The 19,240-nt window shown below is 60.9% G+C and carries 15 protein-coding genes, 2 tRNA genes and 1 pseudogene; 11 read left to right on the plus strand and 7 right to left on the minus strand.

From position 1 onward, the window contains the following. Nucleotides 1–378: 378 nt before the first annotated feature. From carA to AC1DYX_RS05710, 4 genes are all read left to right on the plus strand, one after another. Nucleotides 379–1,548: a glutamine-hydrolyzing carbamoyl-phosphate synthase small subunit gene (gene carA / locus AC1DYX_RS05695; protein ID WP_477257165.1), complete on the plus strand. Its 1,170-nt coding sequence runs from the start codon at nucleotides 379–381 to the stop codon at nucleotides 1,546–1,548. After that, complete coding sequence (gene carB, locus AC1DYX_RS05700; protein ID WP_477257167.1) at nucleotides 1,549–4,779, plus strand: carbamoyl-phosphate synthase large subunit; 3,231 nt, start codon at nucleotides 1,549–1,551, stop codon at nucleotides 4,777–4,779. A gap of 148 nt (nucleotides 4,780–4,927) precedes the next feature. Further along, on the plus strand, nucleotides 4,928–5,401 hold the full coding sequence (gene greA, locus AC1DYX_RS05705) for a transcription elongation factor GreA (protein WP_029757144.1): 474 nt from the start codon (nucleotides 4,928–4,930) through the stop codon (nucleotides 5,399–5,401). 21 nt (nucleotides 5,402–5,422) lie between these two features. After that, nucleotides 5,423–5,866: a DUF4149 domain-containing protein gene (locus AC1DYX_RS05710; RefSeq protein ID WP_477257170.1), complete on the plus strand. Its 444-nt coding sequence runs from the start codon at nucleotides 5,423–5,425 to the stop codon at nucleotides 5,864–5,866. Nucleotides 5,867–6,033: 167 nt separating this feature from the next. On the opposite strand, the gene yhbY is transcribed toward AC1DYX_RS05710, so the two are convergent. Beyond that, complete coding sequence (gene yhbY / locus AC1DYX_RS05715; protein WP_477257172.1) at nucleotides 6,034–6,501, minus strand: ribosome assembly RNA-binding protein YhbY; 468 nt, start codon at nucleotides 6,499–6,501, stop codon at nucleotides 6,034–6,036. Between the two features lie 43 nt (nucleotides 6,502–6,544). Here yhbY and AC1DYX_RS05720 point away from each other — a divergent pair, with 43 nt between their 5' ends. The 6 genes from AC1DYX_RS05720 (at nucleotide 6,545) to AC1DYX_RS05745 (ending at nucleotide 11,893) form a co-directional block, all read left to right on the plus strand. Then, a complete protein-coding gene (locus tag AC1DYX_RS05720; protein ID WP_477257173.1) occupies nucleotides 6,545–7,192 on the plus strand; it encodes an RlmE family RNA methyltransferase in 648 nt (215 codons plus the stop codon). 243 nt (nucleotides 7,193–7,435) lie between these two features. Continuing rightward, nucleotides 7,436–9,316 (plus strand): ATP-dependent zinc metalloprotease FtsH, encoded by a 1,881-nt coding sequence (ftsH, locus tag AC1DYX_RS05725; RefSeq protein WP_477257175.1) that lies wholly within the window; start codon nucleotides 7,436–7,438, stop codon nucleotides 9,314–9,316. Between the two features lie 69 nt (nucleotides 9,317–9,385). Further along, nucleotides 9,386–10,228, plus strand: coding sequence for a dihydropteroate synthase (folP, locus tag AC1DYX_RS05730; protein WP_477257177.1), 843 nt, complete (start codon nucleotides 9,386–9,388; stop codon nucleotides 10,226–10,228). An 18-nt stretch (nucleotides 10,229–10,246) separates the two neighbouring features. After that, entirely contained in the window at nucleotides 10,247–11,587 is a 1,341-nt protein-coding gene (gene glmM / locus AC1DYX_RS05735; protein ID WP_477257179.1) for a phosphoglucosamine mutase, read from the plus strand. A gap of 77 nt (nucleotides 11,588–11,664) precedes the next feature. Beyond that, nucleotides 11,665–11,741 (plus strand) — tRNA-Pro (locus tag AC1DYX_RS05740). Between the two features lie 75 nt (nucleotides 11,742–11,816). Beyond that, nucleotides 11,817–11,893, plus strand: a tRNA-Arg gene (locus AC1DYX_RS05745). 457 nt (nucleotides 11,894–12,350) lie between these two features. On the opposite strand, the gene AC1DYX_RS05750 is transcribed toward AC1DYX_RS05745, so the two are convergent. The 4 genes from AC1DYX_RS05750 to AC1DYX_RS05765 all read right to left on the minus strand — a co-directional run bounded on the left by AC1DYX_RS05750 (nucleotide 12,351) and on the right by AC1DYX_RS05765 (nucleotide 15,990). After that, nucleotides 12,351–12,836: a hypothetical protein gene (locus AC1DYX_RS05750; protein ID WP_477257181.1), complete on the minus strand. Its 486-nt coding sequence runs from the start codon at nucleotides 12,834–12,836 to the stop codon at nucleotides 12,351–12,353. 182 nt (nucleotides 12,837–13,018) lie between these two features. Further along, on the minus strand, nucleotides 13,019–14,230 hold the full coding sequence (locus AC1DYX_RS05755) for an NAD(P)-binding domain-containing protein (RefSeq protein ID WP_477257183.1): 1,212 nt from the start codon (nucleotides 14,228–14,230) through the stop codon (nucleotides 13,019–13,021). 45 nt (nucleotides 14,231–14,275) lie between these two features. Continuing rightward, entirely contained in the window at nucleotides 14,276–14,509 is a 234-nt protein-coding gene (locus tag AC1DYX_RS05760; RefSeq protein WP_477257185.1) for a hypothetical protein, read from the minus strand. Between the two features lie 161 nt (nucleotides 14,510–14,670). Further along, nucleotides 14,671–15,990 carry an IS4 family transposase gene (locus AC1DYX_RS05765; RefSeq protein ID WP_477257196.1) on the minus strand — a complete coding sequence of 440 codons (1,320 nt, stop codon included), beginning with the start codon at nucleotides 15,988–15,990 and terminating at the stop codon, nucleotides 14,671–14,673. A 1,015-nt stretch (nucleotides 15,991–17,005) separates the two neighbouring features. On the opposite strand from AC1DYX_RS05765, the gene AC1DYX_RS05770 reads away from it, so the two are divergent. After that, complete coding sequence (locus AC1DYX_RS05770; protein ID WP_477257187.1) at nucleotides 17,006–17,917, plus strand: hypothetical protein; 912 nt, start codon at nucleotides 17,006–17,008, stop codon at nucleotides 17,915–17,917. 159 nt (nucleotides 17,918–18,076) lie between these two features. Here the strand turns inward: AC1DYX_RS05770 and AC1DYX_RS05775 are convergent, their stop codons facing one another. Both AC1DYX_RS05775 and AC1DYX_RS05780 read right to left on the minus strand, forming a co-directional pair. After that, nucleotides 18,077–19,090, minus strand: a complete 1,014-nt coding sequence (locus AC1DYX_RS05775; protein WP_477257190.1) for an acyltransferase family protein — start codon at nucleotides 19,088–19,090, stop codon at nucleotides 18,077–18,079. Between the two features lie 27 nt (nucleotides 19,091–19,117). Then, nucleotides 19,118–19,240: pseudogene (locus tag AC1DYX_RS05780) on the minus strand (IS630 family transposase); the annotation flags it as partial.

Here is a 19,240-nt window from a genome sequence, read left to right on the forward strand (position 1 = left end):
CCGCCAGATCGGCGGGCCCGGTACCACGCCGGTCGTGTCGCCCGCCATTTATTGTAGGGTGGACGGCTCGGCCGTCCACGCGTCCAGCCTGCGGATGCAGAGTCGCGACGAATCAAGCTTGGGTTGAACGCGTGGACGGCGAAGCCGTCCACCCTACCTTTCTGCGCGCTATTTAGACTAAAAGCGACGGTAAGGCGATTGCCGGCCGATATAAATCGCGCTATAATTCAGAGGTTTAGCCATCACTTATCTGCCGTAGCGACTACCCACCCATTCCTCTTTCTGGCGACCTGAAGCACTGGGCGAGATGCATGCCCACACCCTGTTCGGGCCGGTCTGACGTGGCGCAGCCTACGGCGACTTTATCGGGAGTTGCCCTTGCCGCCATTTTTTTCTGGCCCAGCCGTTCCAGCCATTCTTGCCCTGGCAGACGGAACCATTTTCAAAGGATATTCGATCGGCGCCACCGGTCACACGATCGGTGAGGTGGTGTTCAACACCGCCATGACCGGTTACCAGGAAATCCTGACCGACCCCAGCTACTCGCGTCAGATCGTCACGCTGACGTACCCGCACATCGGCAACTACGGCGTAAACGTCGAAGACGTCGAAGCGTCGAAAGTGCATGCCGCCGGCCTGATCATCCGCGACCTGCCGCTGCTGGCCTCGAATTTCCGCTCGCACCAGTCGCTGTCGGATTACCTGAAGGCCGAGAACGTGGTTGCCATCGCCGGCATCGACACCCGCAAGCTGACCCGCATCCTGCGCGAGAAGGGGGCCCAGAACGGCGCGATCCTGACCGGCACCCAGGGCAACGAACCGTCGGAAGCGCAGGCGCTGGAACTGGCGCGCTCGTTCCCGGGCCTGAACGGCATGGACCTGGCGAAGGTCGTCTCGGTCAAGGAGTCGTACTCGTTCGACCAGACCGAATGGAAACTGGGCCAGGGTTACGGCAAGCAGGAGAACCCGCAGTTCCACGTGGTCGCCTTCGACTACGGCGTCAAGCGCAACATCCTGCGCATGCTGGCCGAGCGCGGCTGCAAGATCACCGTGCTGCCGGCACAGGCCACCGCGGAAGAAGCCCTCGCGCTGAACCCGGACGGCATCTTCCTGGCCAACGGCCCGGGCGACCCGGCCGCATGCGACTACGCGATCGCCGCGACGAAGAAAGTGATCGATTCGGGCATCCCGACGTTCGGCATCTGCCTCGGCCACCAGATCATGGCGCTGGCCTCGGGCGCAAAGACCGTCAAGATGAAGTTCGGCCACCACGGCGCCAACCATCCGGTGCAGGACCTGGATTCGAAGCAGGTGATGATCACCTCGCAGAACCACGGTTTCGCGGTCGACGCGGACACGCTGCCGGCCAACTGCCGCGTGACGCACGTCTCGCTGTTCGACGGCTCGCTGCAAGGCTTCGAGCGCACCGACAAGCCGGCGTTCTGCTTCCAGGGCCACCCGGAAGCGTCGCCCGGCCCGACCGACGTCGCCTACCTGTTCGACCGTTTCATCAGCAAGATGCAAGCCCACGCAAGCGAGAAGAAATAAATGCCAAAACGTACTGATATTAAAAGCATCCTGATCATCGGCGCGGGCCCGATCGTCATCGGCCAGGCGGTCGAATTCGACTACTCCGGCGCACAGGCCTGCAAGGCGCTGCGTGAAGAAGGCTACAAGGTCATCCTGGTCAACTCGAACCCGGCGACCATCATGACGGACCCGGAAACGGCCGACGTCACGTACATCGAACCGATCACGTGGAAGGCCGTCGAGCGCATCATCGACAAGGAGCGTCCGGACGCGATCCTGCCGACGATGGGTGGCCAGACCGCGCTGAACTGCGCACTGGACCTGCACCGCCACGGCATCCTGGACAAGTACAAGGTCGAACTGATCGGCGCGACGCCGGAAGCCATCGACAAGGCCGAGGACCGCTTCAAGTTCAAGGAAGCGATGACGAAGATCGGCCTGGGTTCGGCCCGTTCCGGCATCGCCCACTCGATGGAAGAAGCCCGTACCGTGCAGCGCGAACTGGGCTTCCCCACGATCATCCGTCCGTCGTTCACGATGGGTGGCTCGGGCGGCGGCATCGCCTACAACGAAGAAGAATTCGAAGCGATCTGCAAGCGCGGCCTGGAAGCTTCGCCGACGTCGGAGCTGCTGATCGAAGAATCGTTGCTCGGCTGGAAAGAGTACGAGATGGAAGTCGTCCGCGACAAGAAGGACAACTGCATCATCGTCTGCTCGATCGAGAACCTGGACCCGATGGGCGTGCACACGGGCGACTCGATCACCGTCGCGCCGGCGCAGACGCTGACGGACAAGGAATACCAGATCATGCGCAACGCGTCGATCAACGTGCTGCGCGAGATCGGCGTCGACACGGGCGGCTCGAACGTGCAGTTCTCGATCAACCCGAAGGACGGCCGCATGATCGTCATCGAGATGAACCCGCGCGTGTCGCGTTCGTCAGCGCTGGCATCGAAGGCGACCGGTTTCCCGATCGCGAAAGTGGCGGCGAAGCTGGCCGTCGGCTTCACGCTGGACGAGCTGCGCAACGAGATCACYGGCGGCGCGACCCCGGCTTCGTTCGAGCCGTCGATCGACTACGTCGTCACCAAGATCCCGCGCTTCACGTTCGAGAAATTCCCGACCGCCGACAAGCACCTGACGACGCAGATGAAATCCGTCGGCGAGGTGATGGCGATGGGCCGCACGTTCCAGGAATCGTTCCAGAAGGCGCTGCGCGGCCTGGAAGTCGGCGTCGACGGCCTGAACGAGAAGACCCGCGACCGCGAGAAGATCGAGGAAGAACTGGGCGAGCCGGGGCCGGAGCGTATCTGGTACGTGGGCGACGCGTTCGCGCAGGGCTTCACCCTGGAAGAAGTGCACAACCTCACCAAGATCGATCCGTGGTTCCTCATCCAGATCAAGGAAATCGTCGACATCGAGCTGTGGCTGGATCACCAGAAGCTGGAAAACCTCGACAAGCCGACGCTGTATAAACTGAAGCAGAAGGGCTTCTCGGACCGCCGCCTGGCATTCCTGATGCAGACGACCGCCGAGGCCGTGCGCGCCAAGCGTCACGAACTGAGCATCCGTCCCGTGTACAAGCGCGTGGACACCTGCGCCGCCGAATTCGCGACCAACACCGCGTACATGTACTCGACGTACGACGAGGAATGCGAGTCGAACCCGACGGACAAGAAGAAGATCATGGTGCTGGGCGGCGGTCCGAACCGCATCGGCCAGGGCATCGAGTTCGACTACTGCTGCGTGCACGCGGCCCTCGCCATGCGCGAAGACGGCTACGAGACCATCATGGTCAACTGCAACCCCGAGACCGTGTCGACCGACTACGACACGTCCGACCGCCTGTACTTCGAATCGCTCACGCTGGAAGACGTGCTGGAAATCGTCGAGCTGGAGAAGCCGGAAGGCGTGATCGTCCAGTACGGCGGCCAGACCCCGCTGAAGCTGGCGCTCGACCTGGAAGCAAACGGCGTCCCGATCATCGGCACGTCGCCGGACATGATCGACGCCGCCGAAGACCGCGAGCGTTTCCAGAAGCTGCTGCAGGACCTGGGCCTGCGCCAGCCGCCGAATCGCACGGCCCGTACGGAAGCCGAAGCGCTGGCGCTCGCATCCGAGATCGGCTATCCGCTCGTCGTGCGTCCGTCCTACGTGCTGGGCGGCCGCGCGATGGAAATCGTCCACGAGCAGCGCGACCTCGAGCGCTACATGCGCGAAGCCGTGAAGGTGTCGAACGATTCGCCGGTGCTGCTGGACCGCTTCCTGAACGACGCGATCGAAGTCGACGTCGACTGCATCTCGGACGGCGAGACGACGTTCATCGGCGGCGTGATGGAACACATCGAGCAGGCCGGCGTGCACTCGGGCGACTCCGCGTGCTCGCTGCCGCCGTACTCGCTGGCCCAGGCCACCATCGATGAACTGAAGCGCCAGACCTCGCTGATGGCGAAGGCGCTGAACGTCGTCGGCCTGATGAACGTGCAGTTCGCGATCCAGCAATCGGACGTCGACGGCCAGACGGTGGACACCGTCTATGTGCTGGAAGTGAACCCGCGCGCGTCGCGTACCGTGCCGTTCGTGTCGAAGGCGACGGGCCTGCAGCTGGCGAAGATCGCCGCGCGCTGCATGGTCGGCCAGACGCTGGCGCAGCAGGGCATCACGAAAGAAGTCGTCCCGCCGTTCTACAGCGTGAAGGAAGCCGTGTTCCCGTTCGTGAAGTTCCCYGGTGTCGACACGATCCTCGGCCCCGAGATGAAATCGACGGGCGAAGTGATGGGCGTGGGCACGACGTTCGGCGAAGCCTTCGTCAAGTCGCAGCTCGCGGCCGGCATCACGCTGCCGACGACGGGCCGCGTGTTCCTGTCCGTGAAAGGTTCCGACAAGCCGCGCACCGTGAAAGTGGCCCGCGACCTCGTCGAACTGGGCTTCTCGCTCGTCGCGACGAAGGGCACCGCCGCCGTGATCGCCGCCGCCGGCATCCCGGTCACCCCGGTCAACAAGGTGATCGAGGGCCGTCCGCACATCGTCGACATGATCAAGAACCACGAGATCGCGATGGTCGTGAACACGGTGGAAGAAAAGCGCAGCGCCATCGCCGATTCGCGTACGATCCGTACGTCGGCACTGCAGTCGCGCGTGGTCACCTATACCACGATCGCCGGCGCCGAGGCCGCGGTGCAGGGCATGCGTCACCTGGACGAGTTGCGGGTGTACGATTTACAAGGCCTGCATAAAACCTTAAACTAAGCGGCGATGCGGTAACATTCGCACCACCGCCTGGTAGTACCCAGGCAGTACCTGAGCAGTACCTAAGACCACAGAGTTCGCGCGGCTTGCGCCGTGCGGCTCTGTGGTTTTCACTTGGTACGTCCGCAAACACTGAGAACAGAATACGATGAACACTCCATTGACCAAATTCGGCGCCGAGAAGTTGAAGGCAGAGCTGCACCAGCTCAAGACCAAGGAGCGCCGCAACGTGATCGATGCGATCGCCGAGGCACGTTCGCACGGCGACCTGTCGGAAAACGCCGAATACGACGCCGCCAAGGAGCGCCAGGCCTTCGTCGAAGGCCGCATCGCCGAGCTGGAGCAGAAGCTGTCCACCGCGCAGATCATCGACCCGGCCACGCTGGACGCGGAAGGCCGCGTCGTGTTCGCCTCGACCGTCGACCTCGAAGACCTCGAGAACGGCCAGCAGGTCACCTACCAGATCGTCGGCATCGATGAAGCCGACCTCAAGGAGAACAAGGTCTCCGTCACCTCGCCGATCGCGCGCGCGCTGATCGGCAAATACGCCGGCGACGTGGTCGAAGTGCAGGCCCCGTCCGGTCCGCGCGAATACGAAATCCTGGAAGTCCGCTACGTTTAAGCAGCGCATCATAAGCTCGACATGATGCTCGCCAATGCGCGCCTGCTGCTGGCCGCCCTGTGGGCCGGCAGCGTGTGGGCCGTCAGCTACCTGGCCGCGCCGAGTGCGTTTGCCGTCCTCGACAGCACGCAGGCCGGCAACGTCGTCGGCATCATGCTGACGCGCTCGGCCTGGCTGGCCATTGCGCTGGCCGTGCTGCTGGTGCTGCTCGTCGCGCGTGCAGGCGACCTCGATGCGCGGCGCAGGCGCTGGTTGTTTGGCGTCATCGCCGGCATGCTGGCGTGCAGCCTCGTCGTCTGCCTGGGGCTGCAGCCGATGATGGCGGCGATCCGCGAGGCGGCGGGCGCGGCCGGCGTGCGGGCCTCAAAGCAGTGGGGGACGTTCGCGGCCCTGCACGGGGTGTCGCAGGTGTTGTACCTGGTCGAGAGCATCCTCGGCGCCGTGTTGGTCGTGAAAGCGCGGTGATGCACATGGTTGGTGGGTGGAGGCCGCCCACCCTACGGCGTCTCATTGAAACGTAGGGTGGGCATTTGGGGCCGGGGGCCCCAAATGAAACGTGCCCACCATGCATGTGTTGGCGCATAAAAAAAACCGGGGCATCGGCCCCGGTTCATTTTTTGCACTGACAAGGATTATTTCAACGCGGTCTTCTTGGTGCTGGCCTGGCGCGGCTTGGCCCGCTTGATGTTGCCGCCCTGGGTCACGCGCTCGTTCCCCTTCAGCAGCACCTTCTGGACGGTCGGTTTCTTCGTGCCGCTCGGGCTCGGCTTGACGATGGTGACTTCGCGCAGGCCCTTGCCGGCCCTGGTCGAACGTTCCTTGGCGGCGTCCTTCTTCGGGCGATAGAGCACGAGCAGCTTGCCGATGTGCTGGACCGGCGCGGCGTCGAGTTCCGCGCAGATCCGTTCGTAGATCGCGACGCGTTCTTCGCGGTCGTCGCCGAAAACGCGTACCTTGATGAGGCCGTGCGCATCCAGGCTGGACGAGATTTCCTTCAGGACGGCCTCGGTCAGGCCGGCCTCGCCGATCATGACGACGGGATTGAGTCCGTGGGCTTCCGCACGCAGCGCGGCACGCTCGACCGGTGTAAGTTTGATCATGGTGTTATTTTGAGATACCTATTAAAAGCAGTATTTTACGCGAATGGCCAAGAACAAATTCAATAAAAACTGGATCCACGATCACATCAACGATCCCTATGTCAAACTGGCACAGAAAGAGGGATACCGGGCCCGTGCTGCCTACAAGCTCAAAGAAATCGACGAAAGCGAAAAGCTCATCCGGCCAGGCCAGGTGATCGTCGACCTCGGCTGCACGCCTGGCAGCTGGGGGCAATATACCCGGCGCAAACTGGCCGGCGGCGAGGAGGGCGGCATCAAGGGCACGATGATCGGCCTCGACATTCTGCCGATGGAGCCGATTGCAGATATGCATTTTATCCAGGGCGATTTCCGCGAGCAGGAGGTGCTTGACGAACTGGCCGGCGTTCTCGAGGGCCGCATGGCTGATCTCGTGCTGTCCGATATGGCGCCGAATCTCTCCGGCATTCCGTCGGCGGATGCAGCCCGCATGGAAGATTTGATCGATCTCGCTATTGAGTTCTCTCAAATGCATCTCAAACCAACCGGGGCATTGTTGGTGAAATGCTTCAAGGACATGGGTTTTACGCAAATCCTGGAGAAGTTCCGTACCGAGTTCAAGGTCGTCAAACAGATCAAACCCAAGGCCAGCCGCGACAAATCGTCGGAAATCTTCCTGCTGGGGCGTGGATTGAAAAATCCCGCTGCCTGAAACTGCGAAAAACGACGAAATCGCCCTTGATTTCCTTGGGTACAGCCGCACATCAGCACAGGACAGCCACGTCCGCGTCCCAACGTGTCGTGGAATGTTCGTGATGCCTGCGCAACGGAAATAAAAACCGGCTATAGTGGAGCATAGGCACTATGGGCGGTCGTGCGTGGCACGGGCTGCTTATTGCGGTAAAATCTGCCTTTGAAAAAATGGGAAAGATGCGTTCGCATCAGAGGAGTCTTCGTGAATAATATGTTTTCCAAATCCGCCATCTGGGTGGTGGTCGCGCTGCTGTTGTTCATGCTGTTCAAGCAGTTCGACAACCATAGCGTCGCGGGCGGCAGCAAGACCATTGCTTATTCCGAGCTGCTCGATGACGTCAAGGCGAAACGCATCAAGGACGTCGTGATCGAAGGTTCGAGCATCACCGCGACCCGCACCGACGATTCGAAGGTACGCACGACCGCGACCATGCTCGACCGCGGCCTGATCGGCGACCTGCGCGACAACAACGTGCGCTTCGACGTCAAGCCGCCGGAGGAACCGTCGTTCCTGCAGCAGGTCTTCATTTCCTGGTTCCCGATGCTGCTCCTGATCGGCGTCTGGGTGTTCTTCATGCGCCAGATGCAGGGCGGCGGCAAGGGCGGGGCGTTCTCGTTCGGCAAGTCGAAGGCGCGCATGATGGACGAGACGAATAACACTGTCACGTTTGCCGACGTCGCCGGCTGCGACGAAGCGAAAGAAGAAGTGGGCGAGATCGTCGACTTCCTGAAGGACCCGACCAAGTTCCAGAAACTGGGCGGCCGCATTCCGCGCGGCGTGCTGATGGTCGGTCCCCCGGGTACCGGCAAGACGCTGCTGGCCCGCGCCATCGCCGGCGAAGCCAAGGTGCCGTTCTTCTCGATCTCCGGTTCCGACTTCGTCGAGATGTTCGTGGGCGTGGGTGCGTCCCGCGTGCGCGACATGTTCGAGAACGCGAAAAAACATTCGCCCTGCATCATCTTCATCGACGAGATCGACGCCGTCGGCCGCCATCGTGGCGCCGGCATGGGCGGCGGCAACGACGAGCGCGAGCAGACGCTGAACCAGTTGCTGGTCGAGATGGACGGCTTCGAGGCGTCGTCGGGCGTGATCGTGATCGCCGCGACCAACCGCGCCGACGTGCTGGACAAGGCGCTGTTGCGTCCGGGCCGTTTCGACCGCCAGGTGATGGTGGGCCTGCCGGACATCCGCGGCCGCGAGCAGATCCTGAATGTGCACATGCGTAAAGTGCCGATCGGCACCGACGTGAAGGCCGACATCCTGGCCCGCGGCACCCCGGGCTTCTCCGGCGCCGACCTGGCCAACCTCGTCAACGAAGCCGCGCTGTTCGCCGCGCGCCGCAGCAAGCGCCTCGTCGAGATGAGCGATTTCGAAGACGCCAAGGACAAGATCTTCATGGGCCCGGAGCGCAAATCGATGGTCATGCGCGAGGAAGAGCGCCGCAACACCGCGTACCACGAGTCGGGCCACGCCGTGATCGCCAAGCTGTTGCCGAAGGCCGATCCGGTGCACAAGGTCACGATCATGCCGCGTGGTTATGCCCTGGGCCTGACCTGGCAGCTGCCCGAGCACGACAGCCTGTCCGGCTACAAGGACAAGATGCTGGAAGAGATCTCGATCCTGTTCGGCGGCCGCATCGCCGAGGAGATCTTCGTCGGCCAGATGTCGACCGGCGCCTCGAACGACTTCGCCCGCGCCACCAAGCTGGCCCGTTCGATGGTGACCCGCTTCGGCATGTCGGAAAGCATGGGCGTCATGGTCTACGAGGACGATCCGAACGAAGGCTTCTTCGGCGGTTCCGTGAAGACGATCTCCGAAGCGACGCAGCAAAAGGTCGATGCCGAGATCCGCAACATCCTCGACACGCAGTACACGCTGGCGCGCCGCCTGCTGGAAGAAAACCGCGACAAGGTCGAAGTGATGACGAAGGCGCTGCTCGAATGGGAAACCATCGACGCCGACCAGATCAACGACATCATGGCCGGCCGCGAGCCGCGTCCGCCGAAATCGGTGGTGCTGACCAAGCGCGCGCCGCCGAGCGACAATGGCGGCGTCGCTCCGAACGCGACGGCACCCGCCTGATCATTCCTGCCTCCACGAAAAGGCACCCCGCGCGGGTGCCTTTTTATTATCCAACGAGGGTTTTTCGTCATGCGTCAATATCTGCAATGTGGCCGCTTCGGCTACGACCTCTCCAGGCGTCCCCTCGTCATGGGCATCCTCAATGTCACACCGGACTCGTTCTCCGATGGCGGCCGCTACCAGGCTCTCGAATTCGCCGTGGAGCGGGCCGAGCAGATGATCAAGGATGGCGTCGACATCATTGATATCGGCGGCGAATCCACGCGGCCAGGCTCGCCCCGCGTGCCCGTCGACGAAGAGCTGCGCCGCGTGATGCCGGCGATCTATGCCCTGCGCGAACTGGGCTACCCGCTGTCGATCGACACCTGCAAGCCCGAGGTGATGCGCGAAGCCGTCATCGCCGGCGCCGACATGATCAATGACGTCAACGGTTTCCGGGCGCCGGGTGCGATCGAGGCCGTGCGCGACAGCGACTGCGCGCTGTGCGTCATGCACATGCAGGGTACGCCCCAGGACATGCAGGCCGATCCCGCATACGGGGACGTCGTGGCCGATGTGATTGGCTTCCTGCGCGAGCGGGTCGATGCGCTGCTGGCGGCAGGCGTGGTGCATGAACGTGTCACGATTGATCCCGGATTTGGTTTTGGGAAGAGTGTCGAGCATAATTACGCTTTGCTCCGAAACATAGGTCGCATGGAAAGTGATCTGGGCCTGCCGGTGTTGGCAGGACTGTCACGCAAATCGATGATCGGGGCCGTGACGGGGCGCAGCGTCGAGCAGCGCCTGGCCGGCAGCCTGGGTGGCGCGCTCGCTGCGGTAGCGCAGGGCGCCCGGATCATACGGGTCCATGATGTGGCAGAAACGGTGGATGCGCTGAAGGTCTGGCAGGCGGCCACTACGAATAATCAATAGACGAAGAGAATTTAATTAATGGCACGCAAATATTTCGGTACCGATGGCGTACGCGGCCTGGTGGGCACGTCGCCCATCACGCCTGATTTCGTGATGCGGCTCGGCTACGCGGCCGGCAAGGTGCTGGCGAAGGGCAACGCCGGCCAGACCAGCCGTCCTACGGTCCTGATCGGCAAGGACACGCGCATTTCCGGCTACATGCTGGAAGCCGCCCTGGAAGCCGGTTTCTCGGCCGCCGGCGTCGACGTGATGCTGGCCGGCCCGATGCCGACGCCGGCCATCGCCTACCTGACGCGTGCGCTGCGCCTGCAGGCGGGCGTGGTGATCTCGGCATCGCACAACCCGTTCCAGGACAATGGCATCAAGTTCTTTTCCGAGCATGGCACCAAGCTGCCCGACGCGGTCGAGCTCGAGATCGAGGACGCCATCGACCAGCCGATGGGCTGTGTGTCGTCGGAAAAGCTGGGCCGCGCGCAACGCCTGCGCGATGCCCAGGGGCGTTACATCGAATTCTGCAAGAGCACGTTCCCGAACGAACTCGACCTGCGCGGCCTGAAGATCGTCGTCGACTGCGCCCACGGTGCCGCTTACAACATCGCTCCGCACGTGTTCCATGAACTGGGCGCGGAAATCGTCGAACTGGGCACCAAGCCGGACGGCTTCAACATCAACAACGGCGTCGGCGCCACGGCGCCCAAGGCGATGGCCGCCGCCGTCGTCGAGCACAAGGCCGACCTCGGCATTGCGCTGGACGGCGATGCCGACCGCCTGATCATGTGCGACGCCGATGGCCGCCTGTACAACGGCGACGAGCTGCTGTACGTGATGGTGCGGGCGCGCATGGCAACCGGTCCCGTGGCCGGTGCCGTCGGCACGCTGATGACCAATATGGCGCTCGAGGTGGCGTTCAAGGAAATGGGCATCGGCTTCGCGCGCGCCAAGGTCGGCGACCGTTATGTGCTGGAAATGATGCAGGAACGCGGCTGGCTGCTGGGCGGCGAGGGCTCCGGCCACCTGCTGGCGCTGGACAAGCACACGACCGGCGACGGCATCGTTTCGGCGCTGCAGGTGCTGACCGCGCTCAAGCGTTCCGGCAAGGGCCTGGCCGAGTGCTGCAGCGAACTGAAGCTGTATCCCCAGACCCTGATCAATGTCCGCGTGCAGCCGGGTACCGACTGGACGAAGAACGCGGCCGTCGTGGCCGAGAAGGAAGCCGCCGAACGCGAACTGGGCGATGCGGGCCGCGTCCTGATCCGTCCGTCCGGCACGGAACCCCTCGTGCGCGTCATGGTCGAGGCGAAGAGCGCAGAACTGGCCGAGACGATGGCCAAACGCATCGCGGCCCGTTTCGAGGTCTGAGCCAGGCCTGAACCGAAGGGAACGGAGCAGGGGCGTTCATTGACGCTTACCGGCTGGCGGGGTATGATCGGTCCAATCGGAGTGTAGCGCAGCCCGGTAGCGCACCTGCTTTGGGAGCAGGGGGTCCAAGGTTCGAATCCTTGTACTCCGACCACCGTTTCGCAAACGGGCTGTCGTCGACGGCCCGTTTTCATTTCCTGAAGACCTACCCCTGCCGTAGTCTTCCAGACTGCCCATAGCTCAGTTGGATAGAGCAGCAGCCTTCTAAGCTGCGGGTCGCAGGTTCGATTCCTGCTGGGCAGGCCATTACAAGCGGCTTTAAGCGATAGCGGTTACTCTCAATTTTGCTATAAATCGAAGCGTTTACTATCGCAGGGGGCGCACCTTCTTCGGCTTGCGCCTGTAGACCCGATCCGTGATCTTTGCGTCGGCATGCGTAAGCAGGCTCTGCGCGTGGTCGAGAGTCTCGGCATCGCTCGCTGCTTTTGCCCGAATGTCGTGCTCCGTGAACCGCTCGGTTACCGTTGTTTCTTTCAAGACTCGATCCATAAATCGCTGCCACATCGAATTCCAACCATCGCCCAGGAATGCAAGACGAGGCGCGTCGAGAGAAACGTAAGGTATGGAGGGAAGCTTGGCAATACTTTGACAAAGAGGTACCGGCAGCGCGCCGCGCGCTTGAGCGCGAGCTACGCGCCCTTCTCGGAGATAGCCGCGCCGCAGTCTGATCACGCGACCGCGTCCCGCCATCGACGCGTCACTTCTAATCGAACTCCTCCACCGCCCAGCCGCCGCCGTCCTTCTTCGGCTTAGCCCTAATCGCAATGAACCGAATCGGGTACAGGTCCACGGCGATCTTGATCTTCGCGCGCGCATCGTCGGCCCAGTGCCCTTTCACTTCGTGCGCCTCAAGCGCGCCATCATCATCCAAATAAGATCCAAAAATTACTACTTTTCCACGCATTTCTTCGATAATGGGATCGATCAGTAGGTACACGTCTTCAGGTAGATAAATCCGGGTCTTTTCAAATTGCTCGGAGAACCCGAAAAGCGACTTCATTGCTTTTCGGAATTTTTCGCGCTTGTCCGGCTCCCCCGAAAATTCGGCGGGGGATGCAAAATTGGCGCCATCCCAATGGGCTTGGACTAGCAGGCTGTATATTTCGGCAATTACATTGGCCCGTTTTGTATGTAGCTCGGAAAAGYGCACCTGATGCTCTGCCGCCATAATGCTTAGTTGAGACTTCAAGCGTTCGGTCTCGACGTCGGCCTGAGCTTTTAGCTGTGCCTTATGCGACTCAAGCTTTTCGTCGTACTCGTGCTTAATCGCGTTTTTTAGACGCTCAGAGATCCACGCCTTGGTGAGCCAGATTTCGAAGGCGCTGAGGGCCGCACTTACGGCCGCGGACGTCAGTAGGCTAATTAGCTGGCTTACATCGTCCGGTTTTTGTTCCCGGTTGAGCGCATCAAATGCTTCACGATGCGCTGGCTCGTGAAGTCCGAGCCGGCGATAAACCGCATCGATGGTCCAAAACTGGTCGCCGATATTGCGCCAACAAAATACAGGCCCGGTACCGAGGATTCGAAGTGCGCCGATAAGCGCGGAGTCAGCCCGATCAACTGCAGTTTCTCGACGATCCCGGCGCTCAAATATCCCAGGCGGCGCACATCGGCCTCGTACCCGGTCGCTGCGATGACATGATCGGCCGATATGGTTCGTTGCCGGCCGTCGGGGCCTGCCAGCAGCAGGCACGCACGTCCTTCCCTGGCCTCGGCATGGATCAGCTGGAAACCCAGCAGTTGGGGGACCGCCGCCAGCCGATTCTGCATGAACGAGCCGCCGCTAGGACCAAGGAATTTCTTCGCAGTGCGCAAGCGGAAACGGTCGAACAGATAACGGTACAGCCATGGCGCATCGGAGCACAGCAGTCCTTTCCAGTCCTGGCCAATGTCCGATAATGGCGTACGCAGGCGTTGCAGCAAGGTCGACGCGTGCATTTCCTGCGTAAGAAAATTGAGCACGGGCGCGCGTGCGACCAGTCGTACCTTGGCCTGCGCCTCGTGCAGCAATACCGCCAGGTCGATGGCCGACGCGCCGCCGCCGACCACGAGCACGTCGCGCCCGCAAAATTGACTGAGATCGTGATGGTCGGCGCTGTGCGTGAGCAACCCGGGCGGTAGAGACGCGAGTGGACCGGGAATATGCCGGTAACTATCGAGTCCGGTCGCCAATACTACCTTGCGGCTGATAAACGACTCGCCATCCGCTGTCGACAAACTGAGCCCGCCAGGACATGGTCTGAGTCCGACCAATTGAATGTCCCGCACCTCCGGTACGAATTTTTTCTGGAACGACAGACCATATGCCGCGAAGGTCTCGACTCTCACCGGCAAGCCCATATCCTGATAAGCAATGTCGCGCTCGATGCAAAACTGGCGCAAGGAATAGTTGCCGTGAGGAGCGACCAGGGACGAGGTGAGCCCAGCCGATTTAAGCAACATGCCCTTGGGCATCATACGAAGCCAGCTTTGCATGGTACTGCCAATAACGCAGCAATCGGCACCGCGCTGGCGCAGATGAGCGGCGATCGACAAGCCGTAGGGGCCGGCGCCGACGATCGTGATATCTCTTGTGGTAGCCATTGATAAGTAACTCCGATGGGCAAACGATCGTGCGATCTGTCGACGCTAATGTGGGTTTTCGGAGTGTTCAGGCTCCGCGCCGGCGTCCACGCGCCGCAGCCAGCTTTCGCGCCAATACAGATATTCCGCACGGGGGCAATTCGCCGCGCATACGCCTTGGCAGACCACGCCTTTCAACGCGACGGTATTAGTCAAATGTACCATCTTGCCACTCTGCTCGAGAATGATTTTCTGGACCGGAAACGCGACCTGGTAACGTCCGCCGATTGCCTCTGCCATGCTCGGCCTGAATGCCAGACCGCAATTGATACCCCCGGGATTGAGCGTTGCCTGGATTTTCCCGGCATTCTTGACATTGACCCAGTCACCTGCCTGGAGGTTGAGATTTCCCTTACATTTCCTGCCCTCGGGTCCAACCCACCTCGTTATACACAAGTTGATCATGCCTGATGTCGCCGTAGTGCTTGCATCATCTTGACCCCGACATGCACTTTCTTGAGTCCCCGCCAAATGGTCATGACGCCCGGCTCGCCGTCGCCCTTGCGCGCGAGGAAACCTCCGAGACAGGCGATTTGGCGCAGCACTTCGTTCAGTCGTGGATTCTTCGGCGGTTGCTTGTCGCGCAAAAGATAGGCCGCCCGGATTTCATCCGGGTCGAAAAACAGTTCGGCGTCCAGGTTCGGGCAAGTGCGGCCTTGCCGCATCAGATGCGCGATGCGCCAAGACACCACGAGATACAGTGCCAGCGCTCGTTCGATTCGTTCAATTGCCCCCAATTGCAGGGCTTCGACGCGGCAGGCGTTCTTCAGCACATTGAACAGAATCTCGATTTCCCAGCGCGCTCGATACCAGTCGATGAGTTCAATCACGGCATCCACCGTTGTAGCCTTGCGATTGGTCAACAGCCGCCACTCAATGGGTTTGACGCCAGGCGGCGCATCGTATTCGCGTGCGACGATGCAGGTAACGCCGAGCGTATTTCCTTTGCCGGCAGGAAGCTCGATTCGCTCTGCCCACAACTGCTGACGTACCGTGCGGGCCTTGACGCCGTGGCGTGCCGGCATCGCAAACTCGATGCTTCCCACCGCGGCGCCGGCGCTGGCACGCGTCCACAATTTGTCGCCGTCGACCAGGCAGCGGTTATGCGCGGCACGCACCAGCCAGTCGACCGGTGTTCCCAATTCATGGGCCTGGGTCATCAAGGACAACATGTCCGATTCGCGGTCCGCAACATACACCAGGCGCGTACCGGGAAGCTGCGGCGCCAGCTCCGCCAGACGCGCATATCCCTCGGTCCAGCGCAGGCTTTCCTTCGGGCCCGCGCGCTGACCGGCCGCGTTCTTCTCTTCGCGTGCCCACATCCAGGCATCCAGAATCCCAAGCGGCTCGCGCGATGTCGTCACCGCGTAGGTCGGGTGCAAATACATGCCTCTTTGCGCCTCGTAGCTCAGCGGTCCGAGGCCGCGGGCACGCTGGCCATTGAAATCGAGCTCGGTCGTATCCTGCAGACACAGCACCACCGGGCATGCCGACATTCGTACCTGCGTTTGTTGCCAGTGCGGCTCCAGGATCGCGCGCCAGTCCACACTGTCATTGTCAAAGAAGCGGTAAGCCGCCATCGTCTCGCCCCAGCCATTGCAGGCATCGGGCACACTGGCGGTCGGTTCGGCCGCAAATCGTTCCATCAAGGTCCTCGCTCGCTTGTTCAGGCGCGCATCGCCAAGGTCGATCTGCTCGAATTCCGTCGCCGTCCATCCCATCGACTTGTGTGTCACGCGCGCCACCCAAAAGACGAGAGTAAACGCGATCTCACGACAGTTTACAAGGGACCGCTAACTTACTGAATTGAAAAGAGAACTGTCGGGGCACGGACGGTAGGATCGAGTTGTGTATAACGAGGTGGGTCCAACCAGGCTTCCAGGCGCCTTCCATCCCAAAAAACGATGCAACGCTGCCCGATAAACGATTTTCAGGAAATCCTGTGCCGAAAGTTCTTTATAAGAAATCTCACGTGTGAAGAGCGAAATCAGTCATTCGAAGGCTGTCCTCCGTGCTTGGCTTGATAGGCCTTATCTGCCGCTTCGCATGCGTTAAACATTTCGGTCACTATATTCACAGACCAGCTCCGATAGCGAATATTTTCATGTTTTCATCGGAAGCGTGGAGCCGATCAGAGGATTTGGGATGGGTAATTCTGTTTCTGAAGTCCGCTAACTTCCTGAATGCTTCCCAACCACCGTCTCCTAGGTTCGGCTCGAACACAGCTCCATGGCATTTAGCGAACGTACGTATGGAGAAAAGAAATCCTGGGCACGTACTCAAAAATGATTCCTGGGGACTTCGGACGTGACCCTTGTCATTTATCGAATATTTCTCTTCTCGCAGTAGGGCTATTTCTCCGTCGGTTAGCACGTCTGTTCCGCTGAGCGATGCTAAACTCACCTGCCGCATGTTATAAGCCAGACCCTCGATAAACGCAAAGTATGTGCGAACCACAGTATGTGCGAACCACGGTGCGGCGCGTGAACTGATTGTCGTTAGCTCGACAAAGAGCCTGGGCGTGGTCGACATCCTCATGAAGGGCCTTGGAAAGCGCCCTTAGTTCGAGCACGCGCGCTTGGCGTCGGCAGAAGCACGATCGTCAGTGCACTCGAGCGCCTGAGGCTCAATGCGGCCACGCGCGGGTACGCGCCTGAGTTCGACCTGCAGCACCCGGTTGCACCTGGGCAGATGTTGAAAGGAACGTCGACACTGTACAAGGATGGCGTGCCGGTCATGCAGTGGGTGAAAACCCGGGCCGACGCGGCGAAGCTCGAGGAAATCATGCGGGCCGCAGCGGCCGCGATGTCCGAGGAGCTTCCGCGTTCGAAGCCGGTCAAGGCGCCGGCCGTCACCAATGCGCAGTTGGCCACCGTGTACACCCTGACCGATAGCCACGTCGGGGCCCTCTGTTGGCACCGCGAGAACCTGGCGCCGAACGGCGATTGGGATCTGTCGATCGCCGAGCGCACGCTCGTGGAATGCTTCGCGCACATGGTCAAGGCGAGTCCGCCGGCGCGGATCGGTGTCGTCGCCCAGCTCGGCGACTTCCTGCACAGTGACGGCCTGGAGGCCAAAACGCCAACCTCGGGCCATATCCTCGATCAGGATGGTCGCTTCCCGAAGGTCGTCCAGACCGCCATCCGGATCCTGCGCCGGGTGATCGGGTTCGCGCTGCAGCGACACGAGAAGGTCGTCGTGCTGATGGCGGAGGGGAATCACGACCTGGCCAGCTCAGTCTGGCTGCGTGCCATGTTCAAGGCGCTGTACGAAAACGAGCCCCGGGTCGAGGTGATCGATTCCGAGCTCCCGTACTACGTCTATCAGCACGGCCAGACCATGCTGGCCTGGCATCATGGTCACCTGAAAAAGAACGACCAGCTGCCGCTACTGTTCGCCGCGCAGTTCCCGAAGGCCTGGGGTGATACGACGAAGCGCTACGTGCATACGGGTCATCGTCACCACAGCGAGGAAAAGGAGCATGCCGGCATGACGGTAATCCAGCACTCGACCCTGGCGGCACGCGACGCCTACGCGGCCCGCGGCGGCTGGCTGAGCGAGCGGCAATGCACGGCGATCACCTACCACAGCGAATTTGGGCAAGTCTGCCGAAATACGGTTACACCGGAAATGCTGCAGGTGGCGTGAAATCGATACGGCGCCGCGCCATTGGTAAAACCAGCACGGGCGCCGCGAATTCGGCAGGTATAGTGTTGGCCGCAAGCGCGGATGATGTATCAAGCCAACCTATGAGTTTAAGCGGCTCCTGGACGGTGGAGGTTCGGATTTTTACCTCGGCCACTCGAATCAATGCGAGGGGCCAGGTCGCGCGTTGGCCTTTTTCGATATTACTGCGCTAATCGACTTTAACAAATCATTGAGCGGCGCGTCGAGCAGCGATGTCGCGAATGCGATTCCAACGGCGACCGCCAACAGCATGGGCAACAGCAACAGAGACGGCTCAATCGCCAACTTTTGCATAAACGAACGAACTGCCATCACCGCGAACCCATGTAACAGGTAAACGCCCAGGCTGCGCTGGCCGATGCGAATCAAAAAACTCCACGAACCGGAAAACAGCGCCAGCCCGGTAATTGATGCGACCAGCGACAGTGCAAGCATGATCGCTCGACCCACGGCGGGGGAGCCCTCGATGACTGATGCGTCGGCGTAGGCGAGACTTCCGTACAGCGTCCCGAGAGGAAGCCCGTGTAATGACCACCATGCCGTGCCCGTGATTACCAACACGAATGCCGCGCCAAGCGCGCGCCGGTGCGCCATTGCGAAAGCGACGATGTCCCTGCCGTACAAGTGCCCGATGAGGAAGAAGGGAAAGAAGTACAGGAAGCGGGACAGATCCAGCGTTGGCCCAATTTTGTCAACGTAACCGGCCGCTAGCGTGATTGCAATCGAGACGGCAATGCTATATCGAACGCGCAGTACCAACGGCAGCGTTACCTTCCATAGCAACATACAAAACAAGAACCACAAGATCCAGTAGGGTTGCCACACTGGTGCGGCCAGATGCCGGCTTTTCACGCTGATGAAACCAACGTAGAGGAATTGAAAAATAAAGAGTGGCAAAACTAGCCGGGAGAAAATTGTTCGATAATCCGAATCGTTCAGTTTCGGCTTCGAAAACATCCCAGCAATCATCACGAACAGCGGCATATGAAAAACAAAAATGCCGGCGTAGATCGCATTGTACAAACCGGGGTGAAGAGTGAACGGCGTGAGCAGATGGCCGAATACGACCAGGATGATCAGTACGCCCTTGACGCTGTCGATTCGCGTGTCCCTGGGCAGGATTGTCGTCGTCATTGCTTACTAACCTTCTAGAAAGTAAAGCTATGCTTGCGCGGCGTACCGGCATTCCTGCTGGCGAAAGAACGATTGGACCATCGCCGGTAACTTCTGAATACGGCGCAAAGCACCGAGAGCGAGTTTTTTCATGCCGTCTTTGTCCTGCAC

The sequence above is a fragment of the Massilia sp. P2_C2 genome (assembly GCF_056404615.1).